Raw genomic sequence first — 15,599 nt, 5'->3', positions numbered from 1 at the left:
TGGCAAACCCTTAAAGGGATATCCAGCTCAACTTTATACATCGCGAAAGTTGTCCATTAAGAGCGAACATATTTCGCAACATATAAAGTTCCAGCCGCGGTCGGAGGGCGCGCGGGAAGCCGAGAATCCCCTTCTGATCCCGCCCGCGAACTAGGCGATGGAGACGGGTCATCTCAGCAACTCGCGATAGCCGCCGTCGATCAGCCTGTCGGCGGTCCGGATCAGGCGATGGATGCGCATCCGCAGATGGTCGCCGTCGCGCCAGTCCTCGGCGACGCGATCCTCGCCGAACATGGCGATGGCGATTTCGCGGTGGCTGGCGCCGGCCTGCGCGCCGTCATGCGCCTGGAACGCCTGTGCCCAGCGCCGCGCGCGGCGCTCCGGCGGAAACAGCGTGTGCGGCAGGCGGCCGAGACGGCGCAGCGCGACCAGGCGGCGCAGGGTCAGCACCTTGGACTCGATGTCAACGAACCCGGACAGCCGATAGTGCAGGCGCACCGGGCCGCCTAGGAGCGTGCCGCCGGTGACCTCGATGCGGATACAGCGTGGCCCATCCGCCACCAGGACCTCCTCGCGGCCGTCGCGGGTCAGGCGCAGCGTCGCGGCGCACGGTAGGAGCAACAGGTCGACAGCGTCCGGATGATCCGCCGGGCACGCCTCGGCCCGCACCGCCAGGACGGGCGGGTGCAGCTCTGACCGCCAGAAGACGGCGGCGCCTACGCTTTCGACGCCCTGTGCGCCCGACGAAGCCAGCCCCATGCGGCCGGCTCGTCTCCTTTCCCTGGCGCGAGGAGTCGGACGGGCGGCGAGCGACGCAACAGCCGGCCGCGCCGGTATGACTTGAGGAGCTGGCGCGCATCGGGATGCCGCCGGGCGGATTCCCACGCCCAACCGGCATGATCGATCGACACCAGACGGTCGTAGATCTCGCGACGGCGCCAGCCGGTCGCCTGCTCTCGATCCATTCCCATGCGCGTTTCCGATCGCGCGGCTCCTTTCCCGATAGCCCGGAGCGGGCCTTCCGCTCCGTCCGACCGGCGACCCTAGCGGCGGGGTCACGAGCGATCTTCACGGATCGACCGGCCCTATCGTGAAATTCCGGTCGATTGGGGATTCATCGGCCGGTCGCGCCGCCCGACCCCGCCGGGAGGTGCGTCCCTGCGCAATTGGCGGCATACTGACGCCATGACGATCGCAAAGGAGAGGCTGACGCGGGAGCTGAGCGAGTTCGACCTGAAGGTCGGCGCGCGTATCCGGCGGCGGCGGCGCGAGCTGGGCATAAGCCAGAAGGCGCTCGGCCAACAACTCGGCGTGTCGCTCCAGCAGGTGCAGAAATACGAGAACGGCAATACGCGCCTGCTCGCCTCGCGGCTCTATGCGATCTCCCAGGTTCTCGGGACCAGCGTTCCTGACCTGATCGGCATCCGCGATCAGGAGGCGGCGGCCGCGCCGCGCAGCGAGTTGGCCCGCCTGACGGAGGCGTGGAACCGCCTGCCGCCCGGACGCTCGCGCCAGCAATTGCTTCGGTACATCGAGACGCTTTGCCTGGAGGCCGGAGAGACGGAACCGGGGAACCCAGCCGCATGGACCGCTTCGACAAGCTGACGCCGCGCGAGCGGGACTGCCTCTTGGGCGCGGCCCAGTTCAAATCGTCCAAGGACATCGCGAACGACTTCGACCTGCAAAAGGGCACGATCGACAAGCATTTCGCCAGCGCGCTGCGGAAGCTCGGGGCGCGCTCACGCGGCCATGCGGCGATGATGCTGGTGCGCCACCTCCACGCGAGCGGTATGCCTATTGAGTATCAGGGGCGCCCAATACCCCTTCCTTTCGAGACCGCGCCGTCGCCCGATGGGGCCTCGAAAGGAGGAATCCATGACGCCTTCGGCGACCGCGATCCCGACGATCACCTGGGACGATCTGGAAGCCGTTTACGACGACCTGGCGATTACGCGGGAGGAGAAGGAGACGGTGGCCCATCTGCTGACGGCGACCCGGCTGCTCAGTCCCCATCTCACGCCGCTCGATCTGACTCGCGAGATTATCTGCATCGCGTTCGTGCTGACGCGCGAAAGCGACCGCCTGCCCTCGCGGCCGATCCAGCGGCTCTCCGGTCTCCGGCCCAGCGGCTGATGCTGATCCTGATCGCGGCGGTGGCCGCCGGCTTCCTTGCGGTCGGCGCGCTGGCGATGGCGATACAGGTGGGGCACCTGTCCGATGCGCTGGACGCCTGGCTCGCGGCCAACTGACAAGTCAGCCCGACGACCTCACGACATCCACGCCATCAGAGGAGCCTGCCGCAAGGCGGGAGCGATACCCCATGCAAAGACGCGAAATCGCCCAATCGGTCGCCGACGCCCTGTTCGAGGCCGAGGAGGCCGTGGACATGGCGCTGGAGAAGGCCGCGCTGCTGATCGCCCGAACCTCCGCGCTGCGGCGCGACCATGATTTCTCCGCCCTGCTCGGGCATGACGGCGTCGCCGCCGTCGCCCGCTCGGTGGACACGCTGGGCCAGAGCCGCACGCACATGATGACGGCGCACGCCGCGCTCGCGGCCGCCGCGCCCGGCATCGGGGTGCGTCCGGCGACGCTGCATGGGACCGGGGTCGGCAAACCGGAGACCAACCGCCCGATCACGACGGGCGAGGCCCCCGCTCTCCGGACGGTTGACGCCGCTTGACAGCGCCGCGCGCAAGCGCGTCCCTCGTCGGCGCTGCGCGGAGGCACGCCGATGTTCGACACGCCGGTCCAGATCGCGGGCGCGCTGCTCACCGTCCTGGTGACGGCGGCCGCCCTGAGGTTCGGCGGATGGCCCGAACGCATCGTGGCGCTCGCGTCACTCGCCGCCTACTTGCTGTCCCCGGCGGCGCAGCTCCTGCAAGGCCCGCTCGGGCCGCAGGGCGCGTTGTGGGGCGTGGCGGTGATCGACGTGGCGCTGTTCTCGCTGCTGGTCCATCTGACCCTGACCCGACCGCGCCTTTGGCTGCCGCTGGCGGCGGGGGTCGAGCTGGCCACGGCGCTGGCCCATCTCGGCCGGCTGCTCGATCCGAACCTGCTGCCGCGCGGCTACGTCACGTCGCTATGGGTGTTCTACTTCCTGTTCCTCGGAACCATCGTCTTCGGGCTCTACGAGGTCCGGCGACGGCGGCGCTTCGGCTTCGCGGTCTGAGCGGCCGGACAGGCCCGAACCGGAATATCCGTAAAGCCGCCGCCAGGGACGGCGTCTAGGTTGCGCCGCGCCGACTCGCTGTCGCCCGCGACGCCCGGCCGGCGAGGAGCCGCCATGTCCACTTTCGCCGTCCTGCGCACCCTGCTCGGCCTGATGCTGTCGCGCGGGCTGCGCCTGCGGGGCGACGTGGCGGGAAGCACAGCGGTCGAGGCCGTGGGCATCGGCCTGGGCGTGCTCGGCCCCTACCTGCTCAAGCTGGTGGTGGATCGCCTCGCGGCCGGGACGATCGATCCCCTGCCCTTCGTGCTGCTGATCGCCGCGTTCGTGCTGGCCTGGTCAGGCACCAACCTGACGTCCGCGGTCAAATACGTCTTCACCACGCGGATCATCAACACCCTGGCCCGCCGCCTGACCGAGAGAGCGATCGCCAGCCATCTTCCGGTCGTGGCGCGCGAGCGCGAAGCGGACAGCGGCCAGCTGCTGGGGATGCTGGAGCGCGTGCCGTACAATCTTCAGCTCATCGTGGACGGCATCCTCGGCCGGGCCGCGCCGATGCTGATCCAGGTGGTGATCTCGCTGGTGGTGATCGCGACGCTGGTGCCGCTGATCTATGTTGCCCTGATGGCGGCGGTCTTGGGCGGTTATTTCGTCGCCACGCGGCTGAGCGCGCGGCCGTTCCAGGCGCAGGCGCAGGCGGCGAACCAGGCGATGGCGGCGGTGTCGGGCACGCTGGGCGACATCCTGCGCAATGCACGCCGGGTCGTCTTCAACGGCAACCTCGCGGCCGAAGTCCAGGCGGTGTCGCACATCGCCCACGAACGGCAGGCCGCGTCGGTGCGGCTGGCGTGGCTGCTCGTGGCGACGGCGGCGGCGCAATATCTGGTGGTGGGCGGCGGGTTGATCCTGCTGCTGGGCCTGGGCGGGCTCGACGCGGCGCGCGGGCAAATCTCCGTCGGGGACTTCGTGCTGCTCCAGGCCTATGCGTTCCGGCTGGCGGTGCCGCTGGGCGGCCTCGGCTTCATCTTCCGCCAGGCGAGCGTGGCCTTCGCCAACATCAAGGACGTGCTGGCGCTCGGCGGCCCCGCCCTCGGAGCGACGGCCCCGGTCGCGCCGCCCTCGCCGCCGGAAGCGGCGGCCGCGATCGAGCTGGACGGCGTCGGCTATCGCTATGGGTCCGAACGGGTGCTGCGCGACGTGGCCGCCCGGATTGCCGCGGGTTCCTTCGTGCTGCTGGTCGGCCCCAACGGCGCGGGCAAATCGACGCTGGCGCGGCTGATCGCGGGACTGCTCGAACCGGCCGAGGGCGTCATCCGCATCGACGGCGCGGACATGGCGGCGATCGCGGAGCCGGAGCGCCACCGCCGGGTGCTCTACGTTCCGCAGTTCATCGGCCTGTTCAACCGCAGCCTGGGCGAGAACGCGCTGTATCCGCCGACGCGGCAGGGCGAATCCGACCTGCGCGCGCTGCTTGAGGAGTGGCGCTTCTACGCCGACGGGCGGCCGGTGGATTTCGGGCTGGCGGTGGGCGAACAGGGCGAGCGGCTGTCGGGCGGCCAGGTGCAGAAGCTGGAGCTGGCGCGGCTGATGGGCGTGCGTTCGCCGGCCATCATCCTCGACGAGACCACCTCGTCGCTGGACGCCCCGGCCGAACGCAAGGCCGTGCGGGCGCTGCGCGAGCGGCACCGGGACCGCACGACCCTGATCCTGATCACGCACCGGCTGGGGCTCGCCGGCGAGGCCGATCAGGTGCTGTTCGTGCATGAAGGGCATCTGGCGGCCGGGAGCCACGCGGATCTGATGGCCGGGGACGTCACCTACCGCGCGTTCTGCGCCATGGGCGACGAGGCGCGGGCATGACGGTCGCGTGGGTCGAAACACCGCCGCGCAAGTCCAGACGAATCTGGAAGCCTCGGCACACGGCCGTCCCTAGCGTCCGCAAACCCGTCGGGCCGCATGGCCCCGCCCTCGCCGCACCGCTGGAGATTTAGGCATGGCCGAAGACGAATCGATCGGCGAGCGCGTCTATCAGCTCGTGAAGGACTGGGTGACCAGCGGCCGGTTTGCGCCGGGGGAACGGCTGCATCCGCCGCGCCTGAAGGAGGATGCGAACACAAGCCTGACGACGATCTACAACGTGCTGCGGCGCCTCGCGATCGAGCGGCTGGTGGACACCGGGCCGCATGAGGGCTTCCACGCCCCGGCCGTCAACGAGGCGCAGTTGCGGGGCGTTTTTCGCTGGTCGTGCGCCCTGGCGATCCTCGCCATTCGCAACGCCGCGCCCGTGATTGCCGGCGCATCGGCCAATCGCAAGATGACGGAACCCGACCCGGCCGCCGACATCGTGGCCCGCACCGAAGCCCTGTTCGACGCCATCGCCGCCCTGCCGGAGATCGCCGAATGTGGCGAAGCCATGGCCCACGCCAACGACCGGCTGCGGGCCGTTCGACGGCTCGAAGGCTATGTGATCGCCGGGCGGGAGGCCGAGCTGGCGTCGCTCTATGCCGCAGCAAATGAACCCGATCGGCTCGTCTCGGCGCTGGAAGCCTATCGCGACCGGCGGCTGGCGGTGGTGCCGGACCTGATGCGTCTGCTCATGCGGCCGCCGGCGGAGCGCCCGGTGATCGCCGCACCGGAAGAATCGTAAAGCCAGACCCGCGCGAGAGTGGCATCCTGTTCGCCTCAATTGACCCATCACCGGGGCGGCCGACGACGCCCCCTGGAGAGCGGTCGGCCCTGGAGCTGACGACAGGCATTCAGCGCGGCTCGCCGCCGCGCCGTATTCGCACATCTCGATATCGGCAGTATCAATACCGTTTACCGTATAGAGCGGTCATTCACTTCTGCGTGAGCATTCGTGCGCACGATCTTTACATCAATGAATCCAGCATATGCGGAGATTCGGGCAATTCATGACTCAATTTTACTTCCATTCGCCGCACGCGGATACTGCGGCAGCGGCGCGGAAGGCCGCGTCGCACAACCCCTGAAAGGAGACTTCCGATGCGTGACCATCATATCGAAGACGACCTGATCGACCTGGGCGCCGCGAGCGAGCAGATCAAAGGGCAGATCGTCCAACGGAATGAGGACTCGCCGCTGGCCGGCGGGTACTTCGAAGCGGTCGGCCTCTCGGACGACTGAAGTGCGGGGCGCGCGGCTATGTCCGCGCGCCTTACCTTCAATGCAATCGCGGGAAATTGTACGTGGGACTATCGCTTCGCAAGGACGTCTCGTTTTGCCGCATTGATGACCGAACGGTCTTCCTTGACGCCAGGCGAGACCGCTTTTTCGCTGTCTCGGAGGAGGTGCATGTCGCCTTGGCCACGTCGACCGCGCGGCGAACCGTGGACGCGAAGGAGCTTGGTCGACTGCAACCTCTTATCGCAGCAGGCGTGCTGATCAGGACGGACCGTCCAAACTTTGATGTTCTCGGCACCGAAATCCTAGTGCCGGAACAAAGCCTATTCGAGGAGGCACATTCGGCGCCTTCAGTGTCCGCTTGCGTTCAGGCGGTAGGTTACCAGTCGCTTGCCGACGCACTGGTGCGGGTTCAGACGCTCAGCGACGTGATCCGGCATGTTCGCCGCAGCAAACGTCGCGTCCTCACGAGAGCCAAAGATGAACTCTACGACGATCGCGTAAAGGAGGTTGCCGCCGCGTTCAGGCGGGCGGATCGCGTCCGGACCGTCCGAGACCGCTGCTTGCCGCGATCGATCGGAATGATGATGCAACTAGCCCGGCGAGGGTGTTCGGCAACCATGGTCATTGGCGTGCGCCTCGACCCTTTCGGTTCGCATTGCTGGGTGCAAACTGACCGGAGTATTCTCAGTGACCCGTTTGGAAGGGTTCGGCCATACAGTCCGATCCTGACGATATGAGGCCGGACGAGTTCGTCGCAATCCTCCGGAAAAGGTCCGACCCGGTTGGCTCGTCAAAGCTGAAATCGGCTTTTGCTCATTCCGGCCTGGTGACCGCTTTTGATGAAGACGAACTCACTGTCCTTGCCGGCGCCCGAACACCGATTACCGTTCTTCCTGAAGGTCGCGGGATAATTGTCGGCACGCTGTTTTCCAAGGACGGCCGGAATGGACGGATCGGTCAGATCAGCGGAGCGGATAAGCGTCGGCTGGTTGCTTCCCGAGGCTCAACCCTCCTGACGGATTTTTGGGGAGGCTATGTAGCGTTCTTCAAGGATCAAGCCGGTGAAATGGTCACACTGCGGGACCCATCTGCGGCGATGCCTTGCTACTACGCCGAGACGCAGGACGCCACTTTACTCGGCTCGGATGTCGCGACCGTACTGACCGGTAGTGGTCGAACGGCTGAGGTCGATTGGGAGAATCTCGCGTGGCATCTAAGGGCGCCTGGCTACTGGGCGGAGTCAACTTGCCTCCGCGGAGTACGCGAATTGCCGCGCGGCAGTATGCTTACGGTCGCCAACGGCTCCGTCAAAGTCGAACAGCGTTGGTCACCTTGGCCATATGCAATGGATACGACGGCCGCCAGTCCTGAAACCGCGGCGGTTCGACTTCGCGAGACCACCCAACGGTGCGTCCGATCGTTGGCTAGCGAGTACGATCAGATCGTACTGAGCCTCTCAGGCGGCCTCGACTCATCGATCCTCGCAGCCTGCCTCTCAGATGCCCCTTCGAATGTTACGTGCCTGACTCTGGTCACGCCTGCACTCGTTAGCGATGAGCGGCGATACGCCCAGGCGATGGCCGACAGAGTCCAGCTTCGGCTTGTCGAAGGTCACTACGAACATGGCAACATTGACCTTGGGCGGTCAAACACGGCCCATCTTCCCAGACCGAACGGGCGCGCTCTGGCGCAAGAGTTTGAGCGGCTAGCTGAGGCGATCCTGGGTCGGGGAACGGCGCGTGCGGTCTTCATGGGCGGTGGGGGAGACAGCGTGTTCTGCACCGTCAGCTCCGCCGCGCCGATCGTGGACCGGATTCTTCGTGAGGGCATCGGCCCCGGTGTATGGCGGACCTTTAACGACGTTTGTGAATTGCACTCCTCCACCTACATCGACACGGCGAGGAGAGCGGCGCGCACCCTGAGGCGACGCCGACGACCCTATATATGGCGCGGCGAACTGACGTTCCTGGGCGCGCGAGCGGTCGAAATGGAACGGTCTGCCGGTGGGCACCCTTGGCTGGATGACATTCCCGATGCGGCGCCCGGCAAGATCGCGCACGTCGCGTCGATTTCCCACATGCACAATTTCGCCGAGGGTGGAATAGGCGGCCCAGGTACCCCGCCGGTGGTGTCCCCGTTGCTTTCTCAGCCTGTGATCGAAGAGTGTCTTCGTATCCCAACGTGGAATTGGTGTGTCCAGGGCCGCGATCGCGCGATAGCGCGAATGGCCTTCGCGAACGAACTGCCACCGATCATCGCAAACCGGACGTGGAAAGGCGGCGCACACGATTTCTCAGCTCAGGTGTTTGAGCGATCCAGGCACCAGATCCGTGAGTTGCTGATAGGCGGCCTGCTGGCGCAGCAGGATCTAATCGATAGGAATGCGATCTCGGCGTACCTAGAGATGGAGGGGCCACGCCGCGACACGGGCTATCTCCTTATCATGTCGCTGACGGATGCGGAGGTCTGGGCGCGCGGCTGGTCTGCGGGTTCACACGTCGGGATGACTTCAACGCTTTGATCTTCGCGCCACTGCCGCCATCGGTCGTACTCCGCAGCCCTTGATGCCCCGCAATGCTGGGCGCCCTTGAGCCAGAAATCGAACCAGTCGAGATTTCTCTGATACACCGCGAGGCGATGGGCCGGCTGCCACTTGATATGTCCTTCGTCGGGAAAGACGAAGAGATCGACGGGGCTTTCAGCCTCTTGGGCGGCGGCTATGGTCGACGCGGCCAAGTAGAATTCGTCATCGGCAAGCTGCATGAGGACTGGCGTCGTCAGTCGGCCGACGTGATGTTCAGGGGCAATTTGCTTCCAGAATTCGGTGTCCCGCTCCAACAAACCGGGATACCCGTGTCCCCTGAATTGGCGCGCATAGAGAGGCCCCTGCAAAGCCATGTTGCCAACTTCACTCGTGCAACAACTGCTGATTGCCGTAGCTGCGATCAGGTCGCTGTAGAACGTCGCCCAGAGTGCGATGGCGCTTCCCTCGCTCAGTCCTGTAACGCCGATGCGACTCTCATCCACGATCCCGCGCGAGACGAGCAGCCTTATCCCTTCCTCCAGCGCGGAGTGGACGTTCTTCCGATCGCTCCAGCCCGTCAGGGCATTGCGGTTCACGTCAACGGACGTGCGAGCAGATGGAGTGAATCCGACTGTCCTCGGACGATTAAAGCTGAGGACAGCGTAGCCTCTGCTGGCAAACGCCTGGACCGGATACTCATCGCCAGTGCCGCCGCGAAGAAACCCCTTTGATGAGTAGGTCGAGATGATGAGCGGATATCGCTCTCCTGGCCGATGGTCCGGCGGCAACACCAAGTCGCCGAACGTTTCGGTGCCAAGTTCGCTTTTCCATTCCAGCCTTTCCACGGTGCCGAAGCGCCATCTCCCGACCTCGGGATTGGGATCGTAGATCGGCGTCATAACGCCGGTGTTCGGGTCAAGTCGGACGATCCGGCGCGGCTGGGTCGAGGCTTCGTGCGCGCAGATGAGGTAGCGCGCCTGCGCCTGGCAGCCGAAGAGGAGGTCATCCGTCGCGAATGCTCGTATCGCCTCGTCAGCCCCGAGCTGCCAGCGATACATGCCGAGTTGGCTGTTTCCCCAACCCTCCTGCCGCAGGAAGATGACTTCGTTCCCCGAACTCGACCACCATGCGTTCACCACATCCGAGCATGCCAGGGCGTCGCATGAGAGCTTGGCGCCGTCGGCCATCTGAACGGTTAGACGCGGAGCGGAGAACCAAACGTCAGGGTCCGAGAGGACCACCCGCACATCGTCACCGCGAGCGTTGCGGTGGGAAGTCTCGGCGTCCCGTTCGTCCGCAAAGTAGTGCGTGAGGCCGTGGTCTCCGGTCGTCGTACCTACGGCTCCTGTCGCGAGATCCACCGAAAAGAAGTCGGCCGGCAACGCATCCGCGATCAGCGGCCGGTTGCTCCTGAAGGGCATGAACCGATCATCATAGTGAAACCCGCCAAGACCCTCTTCCTCTCGCGCCAGTCGCGCGGCGACAAGGGCGCGATGGGCGGTGCTGTATGAAATTGAACCCCCGTCCGAGTTCCATGCGAAGTCCTCGACGTCGACGCCTTCCGGCGTCAATGGCCCGGCGTGGCGGCCGTCGGCGTCGACGCGCCAAATCCGAGTCACCCCGTCCAGCCGTTTGAGGAAGGCGAGCCCCTTTCCATCGGGCGACCATTTCGGCACGATGCTGAGGGCGAGTCCTCCAGGATGACGGGCTCTGATCCGCTCGCTGTATTCGCGGCCGAACGCCTTAGCTCCGCCCTCTCTGTGAAAATCTGCGAGAATGGGTGGCGTGTCACCCGACGTCGGAACGATCACGACGCCGAGGCAATTGCTGTTTGACTCGGGATCGGCGCGACGGAGCAGTAAAGCGATCCGCTTGCCGTCGGGTGATAGGCTGAAAGGCTGAGCGGCCTGTGGTCGAGCATATTCACCGAAGTCTCGGAGGCGCGCCAGGTCAAGAGCTTCGATGGTCTTGGCCTGTTCGCCCACCGCGTCCGCGGAGAGGAGTTCTGCGCAGTTTGCGGGACCAGCTGAGGCTGGACCCGCGTGGACCGCGATCAGAAACGTAGCCGATGCAAGACAGATCAGGCTTACAGGCCGCCTCACCATCGCGACGTCACCGCGAAGGTAATGAAGCGCCCGATCGCCGGATAGTTTGCTGAGTCAAACGGCGTCGCGGTATAGTGGCTGACGTAGATATTCTGCGGTTTGGCGCTCAGAATGTTGATCGCCGCCACTTCGAATTCCAGTCCAAGCGGAAGCCCAGGACGGAATTGCGCGGTCAGATCAAAGGTCAACTGCGAATCGAGCCCATCGATTGTGGAAGCCGGCCGCACGTCTTCCAGCGGCCCGGTATAGTTGGCGTAGGTGCTTACAGTCAGCCTCTCCCCGGTATAGGTGACGCCCGCGCGTCCCCGCCATTTCGGTGGATTGAACAAGGTTCCCGAAAGGGTGGTGAACGGATCGTTGGGATTGAGCTGACGGCGCAAGCGAACGGCGCTTGCGCTGACGGACGCGGCAATGACGTCATTGGGACCGATGTCCAGACCGTAGCCGGCCGCAATGTCGATTCCATTGACGCGCTGGCGCGCGACGTTCTGAAAACGATTGTCCACGACGACGACTATGTTGGACGGGTCGAACGGCCCTGGCACGGCGTTGTCGAAGAGATATCCGCCATCGATGTACTGGGAAATTTCCTGCCCAGATGGATTCCACACGATGAAAGACGCATCCGCGAAATTCGTGAGAGCCGAACTTAAGTCGGTGAGGGGCGCCGCGATTCTATCGGTGTAGTCGATGTCGAAATGACTGATCTCGAACCGAGCCCCCTCCCAGAATTGAGGTTCGAGAGTGAGCGCCAAGACCCTGTTCGTTGATCGCTCAGGCTTGAGGTTCTCATTGCCACCGCCGACGAAAAGAGCAGTTGCACCTTCCGGAATGTTCTGCCCGCCGAAGAACGCCGTACTGCGAACGGTCGTGTAGTAGCCTTGGAATTGGTCAAACAACGTTGGCGCCTTGAACGAGCGCCCCCATGTCGCCGCGAGCGTTATGTCGGGAATCGGCGCGTAGATCAGCCCGACTTTCGGTGTGGCTACAGTCCCGGCGCTTTCGACGTCCTCGTACCGAACCGCCAGGTTGAGCGAAAGCCGGTCGACACCGCTGATTTCGAGGCCGGGCGAAACAAGGGGGAAAAAGACTTCGCCGTATCCATAGTAACTGCCCCGCGACCACGAGCCCGCGCCCGTCTCAGCACCGTTTGTCAGAATGGAGCGTGTGAGACCAATGGAGCGGTAACCTGCTCCAATGGCGAGCCTCACGCTTCCGGCGGGCAGCGAATAGACTGGACCTTCCGCGCCGGCCTCAACAACGCTTGTGTCGTTGTCGTAGCGGATCGTATTCCAGTAGTACGCCGTCCCTGAATCAAACGCCGTTGCATCGCTGAGCGCCTTGTCCTCTCCGTAGGAGCCGCCGAGCGAGACCGTCCACGAACCGCCGAGGTCCAACTCCACGTTTGGCGAAACAAGGAATGATTCCGCACGCCGATCAGTCTGCGCGCCCGCGATCGTGAAATCGCCTTCGGACAGGTACGGCACGGTGATAGTTGAGGTGCGATTGCTGTAGAGGCCGTCGATCCCGACGGTGGCCGCATCACCTACCCGCTGGTGGAGACTCGCGAGTCCTCCCCAACGTTTGGAGTTCGGATAGATCGTCGCGGACGGGTTCATCCCGCTGGTGTAGGAGCGTTGCTCCGCAGTGATCTTCGACCAATGATCAAAATCACCGGCAATCATGAGGCCGCCGCTGCTCCACGTCTCGCCTAAGGTTGCACTCGCCTGATACCGTCGATGCCCGCCGTCTGTCGCGCCGCCGGCACGGGCGGTGACGACCAGTTCGTCCAGGTCGCGTTTCAGAATGACATTGGCCACGCCCGCGACGGCATCTGAGCCGTAGAGCGCCGATGAACCATCCGCGACGATCTGAATACGCTCGACCGCGGCCAATGGAATGGCGCTGATGTCGACGCCCTGGCTTGCCCCGCCGTAGGACAGGCGTCGGCCATTGAGCAGGGTGAGTGTCGCGGCGGGGCCGAGGCCCCGCAAATTGATTTGCGAGGTTCCATTGAAATCACCAGTACCCAACTGTTCTCCTCCGGAACCGATGCCCGGGTTCTGGCCGCCGACGTGGTTCTGCGGGATGCTACGGATGACCTGACCAAGGTCCGTCTGACCAGCATTGCGCATCTCCGTCTGATCGATGGAAATGACCGGCGCGGCGACCGGAGCGCCGCGAATGCGCGATCCCGTCACAACGATCGGCGCTCCCGAGCCGTCGTCAGCGGCGGCTGTGCTGCTGGTTCCCCGAATAGGAATGATCGCGACGGCCCCCGATCCGTCGCGATCAAACGTGAAGCCCGTCCCCATGAGCAGGGCCCGAAGCGCCGCGTCCGGCGACATCCGGCCGCGCACCCCAGAACTGCGCGCCCCCCGCACATCCTCGACCCGATAGAGGACCTCACGCCCGGCCTGGCGGCCGTATGTATCCAGTGAAGAGGCGAGATCGCCCGCTGGAATGTCGTATGAAACGTCTTGCGCATAGGCGGGCGCCGCCACTGCGACGGCGCACGCGCCAAACATCATCCATTCGAGTCGTCTCGTCATCGCGCTTGCCCCCTGAAGCAATCCGGCGCGTCCAAGCGCCGTAACTTCAAGGACTCCTGACCGCCACAAATCTGTAGCCTGTCACTGCGAGATAATGACCCGCTCGTCCTCGATCATGACTTGCAGGCCATAGGCGCGTTGCAGCAGGCGCAGGAATGCGTCGGAATTCGTTGGTCGGAAGTTGCCCCCGATCCGCATGGCCGCCACCGCCGGATCATCCACCACGATCTGACGGGTGTTGTAGCGGTTGAACTCTTCCGCCACCTCGGCAAGCGTCGCCTGTTGGAAGCTCACCATGCCGTGCCGCCAGGCCAGGGCGCGATCAACCCGGTCAACGGCGTCGGTCGCAATCAAGGTTTCCGCGCCGCGCGCGACGGCTAGCTCGCCGCCCGACAATGTAGGCGCGCTGCGCGGCGACGGTCCAGCCGGCAGCTCTGCGGCGTCCAGGCGGACCCGGCCTTCAAGCACAGACACTGAGACCTCCTCGCCGTCCACACGGACGGAAAAGCTGGTCCCGAGGACGGTAATCGTGCGATCGCCGGCGTGGACGACGAATGGGACGGAGGGATCGGGCGTCACCTCGAAGAAGGCTTCGCCGTAATCGAGCCAGACTTCACGCCGGTCCTCGCCGACGGCGGTGCGAAGCCGGGTGGCGGTGTTCAGTTCGGCCGTGCTGCCGTCGGCCATCGCCACGGTCCGCTGACCGCCCACGGGAGTTTCGTATTCCGACTGCGCCAGCATTTCGAACCGTTGCAGGAACCTGTCGGTTATGTCGCTGCTGCGGATAAGGAAGACGCCCAAGTAGGCCAGGCCGCAGAGGGTCGCCGCAAGCGCAATGATCTTGAGGCTTGTGCCAGGTCCGCGCCGGAGCTTCGCCCGCGTGGACTGGTCGCCCAATGCTGCAATCCTGTCCGCCCGGTCCCAAACATGCTGGAGCCGAAGAAATGCGGCCCTGTGCGCCATCGATTCAGACAGCCAGCCGTCCAGGGCCGCCTGATCGTCCGGCGACCAGTCGGGCTCGTCGCGCCGCATCAGGTATAGCGTCGCGCGCTTCTCGATCTCGGCCGCCCGGCTCATGCTTCCTCGCTCCGCTCACGCTGACGCCGCGGCGCGCGGCGGGCGATCCGGCCTTCGCCGCCCAGCATGAAGTCCGCCAATGCGCGCATCCCCTTGCTCGTCTGGTGATCTACGGCGTCGACACCGACGCCCAGCCGTTTGGCGACCTCCTTGGAGGATAGGCCCTCGATCTTGCGCAGCGCCAGGATCTCCCGGCACCGGGGCGGGAGCCGATCCAACCCGGCCTGCACGCGACGCAGCTCCTCGCGGCCGCTGGCGTGGCGCTCCGGGCTCAAGGGGTCGGCGTCGATCGGCAGGCTCTCGATGTCCGCCACAAGGTCGATGGGAACGATCTGCTGGCGGCGCGCCACGGTGATCAGGTGGTTGCGGGCAATCGTATAGACGTAGGCCGACGCCCTGGCCGGGAGGCCAGAGGCAGCACCGCTCAGCGCGCGCTCATAGACGTCCTGACGCAAGTCCATGATTTCGGCCTCGACCCTCCAGTTGCGGCGGATGAAGGCCGTAAGCGCCCGTTCGAGAGGAAGCACCTCTCGGCAGAACCAGGCGTCAAGGACCTCGTCATCGACCATCTACCGGGTGTCGTCTTCTCCGTGTGTGTTCACCCTCTCGCGTTGTAAGACAAACGATGGCGGAAAATCTGGCGCATCGCCACCGCCGTATTGGCGCGACTCGAACGGCTGGAAACCTTCAACAGCGCCTTCTCCGGCCGCCTGCGAACTGGGCCAATCTTCACCGATATGGTGGCATTTCAACAAGCACTTGAAAACGCCCATGTACATCTGGTGCGCACAGGTTGCACGATGCCTTTACAAGCCGACTGTTCTCCGTGCCGCTGTTAGAATTCGCCTTGCTGCCGGCTTCATGCCGCAGATTCAGCAAGGAGACGAAGAATGCAACGCAAAGGAACCATAAGCGACAAGGTTATCGATCTCGGCGACGTCATTGCCGAAACCAAGGGCACGACGGTTGACGATATCCAAGACCAGGACAACTTCCTCCAGCGCCCTGAGGCCGGCCTTTCCATCGATTGA

At 64.9% G+C, this 15,599-nt stretch carries 15 protein-coding genes and 1 pseudogene; 11 read left to right on the top strand and 5 right to left on the bottom strand.

The window, feature by feature from the left end:
• Positions 1–168: 168 nt before the first annotated feature.
• Positions 169–759, bottom strand: coding sequence for a DUF2285 domain-containing protein (locus MBEBAB_RS02640; protein WP_021696380.1), 591 nt, complete (start codon positions 757–759; stop codon positions 169–171).
• A gap of 426 nt (positions 760–1,185) precedes the next feature.
• Here MBEBAB_RS02640 and MBEBAB_RS02635 point away from each other — a divergent pair, with 426 nt between their 5' ends.
• From MBEBAB_RS02635 to MBEBAB_RS15490, 10 genes and pseudogenes are all read left to right on the top strand, one after another.
• Positions 1,186–1,605: a helix-turn-helix domain-containing protein gene (locus MBEBAB_RS02635; protein WP_021696379.1), complete on the top strand. Its 420-nt coding sequence runs from the start codon at positions 1,186–1,188 to the stop codon at positions 1,603–1,605.
• Positions 1,584–1,703, top strand: a pseudogene (locus MBEBAB_RS18545) (LuxR C-terminal-related transcriptional regulator); the annotation flags it as partial. The gene MBEBAB_RS02635 and the pseudogene MBEBAB_RS18545, both read left to right, overlap by 22 nt.
• A gap of 172 nt (positions 1,704–1,875) precedes the next feature.
• A complete protein-coding gene (locus tag MBEBAB_RS16420; RefSeq protein WP_021696378.1) occupies positions 1,876–2,133 on the top strand; it encodes a hypothetical protein in 258 nt (85 codons plus the stop codon).
• A 187-nt stretch (positions 2,134–2,320) separates the two neighbouring features.
• Positions 2,321–2,680, top strand: a complete 360-nt coding sequence (locus MBEBAB_RS02625) for a hypothetical protein (protein ID WP_021696376.1) — start codon at positions 2,321–2,323, stop codon at positions 2,678–2,680.
• A 51-nt stretch (positions 2,681–2,731) separates the two neighbouring features.
• Complete coding sequence (locus tag MBEBAB_RS02620; RefSeq protein WP_021696375.1) at positions 2,732–3,169, top strand: hypothetical protein; 438 nt, start codon at positions 2,732–2,734, stop codon at positions 3,167–3,169.
• 114 nt (positions 3,170–3,283) lie between these two features.
• Positions 3,284–5,026, top strand: coding sequence for an ATP-binding cassette domain-containing protein (locus MBEBAB_RS02615; protein WP_021696374.1), 1,743 nt, complete (start codon positions 3,284–3,286; stop codon positions 5,024–5,026).
• Between the two features lie 133 nt (positions 5,027–5,159).
• The gene (locus MBEBAB_RS02610; protein ID WP_021696373.1) at positions 5,160–5,813 is read left to right on the top strand and encodes a GntR family transcriptional regulator; all 654 of its coding nucleotides are present in this window, start codon (positions 5,160–5,162) and stop codon (positions 5,811–5,813) included.
• A gap of 356 nt (positions 5,814–6,169) precedes the next feature.
• On the top strand, positions 6,170–6,310 hold the full coding sequence (locus tag MBEBAB_RS16000; protein ID WP_021696372.1) for a benenodin family lasso peptide: 141 nt from the start codon (positions 6,170–6,172) through the stop codon (positions 6,308–6,310).
• A 62-nt stretch (positions 6,311–6,372) separates the two neighbouring features.
• Entirely contained in the window at positions 6,373–7,047 is a 675-nt protein-coding gene (locus MBEBAB_RS18540) for a lasso peptide biosynthesis B2 protein (RefSeq protein ID WP_373852818.1), read from the top strand.
• Positions 7,044–8,831: an asparagine synthase-related protein gene (locus MBEBAB_RS15490; protein WP_081703387.1), complete on the top strand. Its 1,788-nt coding sequence runs from the start codon at positions 7,044–7,046 to the stop codon at positions 8,829–8,831. Before MBEBAB_RS18540 ends, MBEBAB_RS15490 begins: the two co-directional genes overlap by 4 nt.
• On the opposite strand, the gene MBEBAB_RS02600 is transcribed toward MBEBAB_RS15490, so the two are convergent.
• The 4 genes from MBEBAB_RS02600 to MBEBAB_RS02585 form a co-directional block, all read right to left on the bottom strand.
• Positions 8,741–10,819, bottom strand: a complete 2,079-nt coding sequence (locus MBEBAB_RS02600) for an Atxe2 family lasso peptide isopeptidase (protein WP_158332110.1) — start codon at positions 10,817–10,819, stop codon at positions 8,741–8,743. The two genes, MBEBAB_RS15490 and MBEBAB_RS02600, sit on opposite strands and share 91 nt — an antisense overlap.
• A gap of 113 nt (positions 10,820–10,932) precedes the next feature.
• Positions 10,933–13,491, bottom strand: coding sequence for a TonB-dependent receptor (locus MBEBAB_RS02595; protein ID WP_045318709.1), 2,559 nt, complete (start codon positions 13,489–13,491; stop codon positions 10,933–10,935).
• An 81-nt stretch (positions 13,492–13,572) separates the two neighbouring features.
• Entirely contained in the window at positions 13,573–14,568 is a 996-nt protein-coding gene (locus tag MBEBAB_RS02590; RefSeq protein WP_021696369.1) for a FecR family protein, read from the bottom strand.
• The gene (locus MBEBAB_RS02585; RefSeq protein ID WP_021696368.1) at positions 14,565–15,137 is read right to left on the bottom strand and encodes an RNA polymerase sigma factor; all 573 of its coding nucleotides are present in this window, start codon (positions 15,135–15,137) and stop codon (positions 14,565–14,567) included. The genes MBEBAB_RS02590 and MBEBAB_RS02585 overlap by 4 nt, the downstream gene beginning before the upstream one ends.
• Before the next feature lie 321 nt (positions 15,138–15,458).
• Here MBEBAB_RS02585 and MBEBAB_RS16415 point away from each other — a divergent pair, with 321 nt between their 5' ends.
• The gene (locus MBEBAB_RS16415) at positions 15,459–15,599 is read left to right on the top strand and encodes a hypothetical protein (RefSeq protein ID WP_021696367.1); all 141 of its coding nucleotides are present in this window, start codon (positions 15,459–15,461) and stop codon (positions 15,597–15,599) included.

This window comes from Brevundimonas abyssalis TAR-001, assembly GCF_000466985.1.
Taxonomy (GTDB): Bacteria; Pseudomonadota; Alphaproteobacteria; order Caulobacterales; family Caulobacteraceae; genus Brevundimonas; species Brevundimonas abyssalis.
The sequence above is the reverse complement of the archived record's forward strand: the minus strand, read 5'-3'. Positions and strand labels throughout refer to the sequence as shown.

Excerpts from the sequence above, each read along its gene's own strand:
- MBEBAB_RS02620 (WP_021696375.1), top strand. The coding sequence starts at position 2,732 with ATGTTCGACACGCCGGTCCAGATCGCGGGCGCGCTGCTCACCGTCCTG.
- MBEBAB_RS16415 (WP_021696367.1), top strand. The coding sequence starts at position 15,459 with ATGCAACGCAAAGGAACCATAAGCGACAAGGTTATCGATCTCGGCGAC.
- MBEBAB_RS02640 (WP_021696380.1), bottom strand. The coding sequence starts at position 759 with ATGGGGCTGGCTTCGTCGGGCGCACAGGGCGTCGAAAGCGTAGGCGCC.
- MBEBAB_RS02610 (WP_021696373.1), top strand. The coding sequence starts at position 5,160 with ATGGCCGAAGACGAATCGATCGGCGAGCGCGTCTATCAGCTCGTGAAG.
- MBEBAB_RS02615 (WP_021696374.1), top strand. The coding sequence starts at position 3,284 with ATGTCCACTTTCGCCGTCCTGCGCACCCTGCTCGGCCTGATGCTGTCG.
- MBEBAB_RS02595 (WP_045318709.1), bottom strand. The coding sequence starts at position 13,491 with ATGACGAGACGACTCGAATGGATGATGTTTGGCGCGTGCGCCGTCGCA.
- MBEBAB_RS02635 (WP_021696379.1), top strand. The coding sequence starts at position 1,186 with ATGACGATCGCAAAGGAGAGGCTGACGCGGGAGCTGAGCGAGTTCGAC.
- MBEBAB_RS02625 (WP_021696376.1), top strand. The coding sequence starts at position 2,321 with ATGCAAAGACGCGAAATCGCCCAATCGGTCGCCGACGCCCTGTTCGAG.
- MBEBAB_RS02585 (WP_021696368.1), bottom strand. The coding sequence starts at position 15,137 with ATGGTCGATGACGAGGTCCTTGACGCCTGGTTCTGCCGAGAGGTGCTT.
- MBEBAB_RS02590 (WP_021696369.1), bottom strand. The coding sequence starts at position 14,568 with ATGAGCCGGGCGGCCGAGATCGAGAAGCGCGCGACGCTATACCTGATG.
- MBEBAB_RS15490 (WP_081703387.1), top strand. The coding sequence starts at position 7,044 with ATGAGGCCGGACGAGTTCGTCGCAATCCTCCGGAAAAGGTCCGACCCG.
- MBEBAB_RS16000 (WP_021696372.1), top strand. The coding sequence starts at position 6,170 with ATGCGTGACCATCATATCGAAGACGACCTGATCGACCTGGGCGCCGCG.
- MBEBAB_RS16420 (WP_021696378.1), top strand. The coding sequence starts at position 1,876 with ATGACGCCTTCGGCGACCGCGATCCCGACGATCACCTGGGACGATCTG.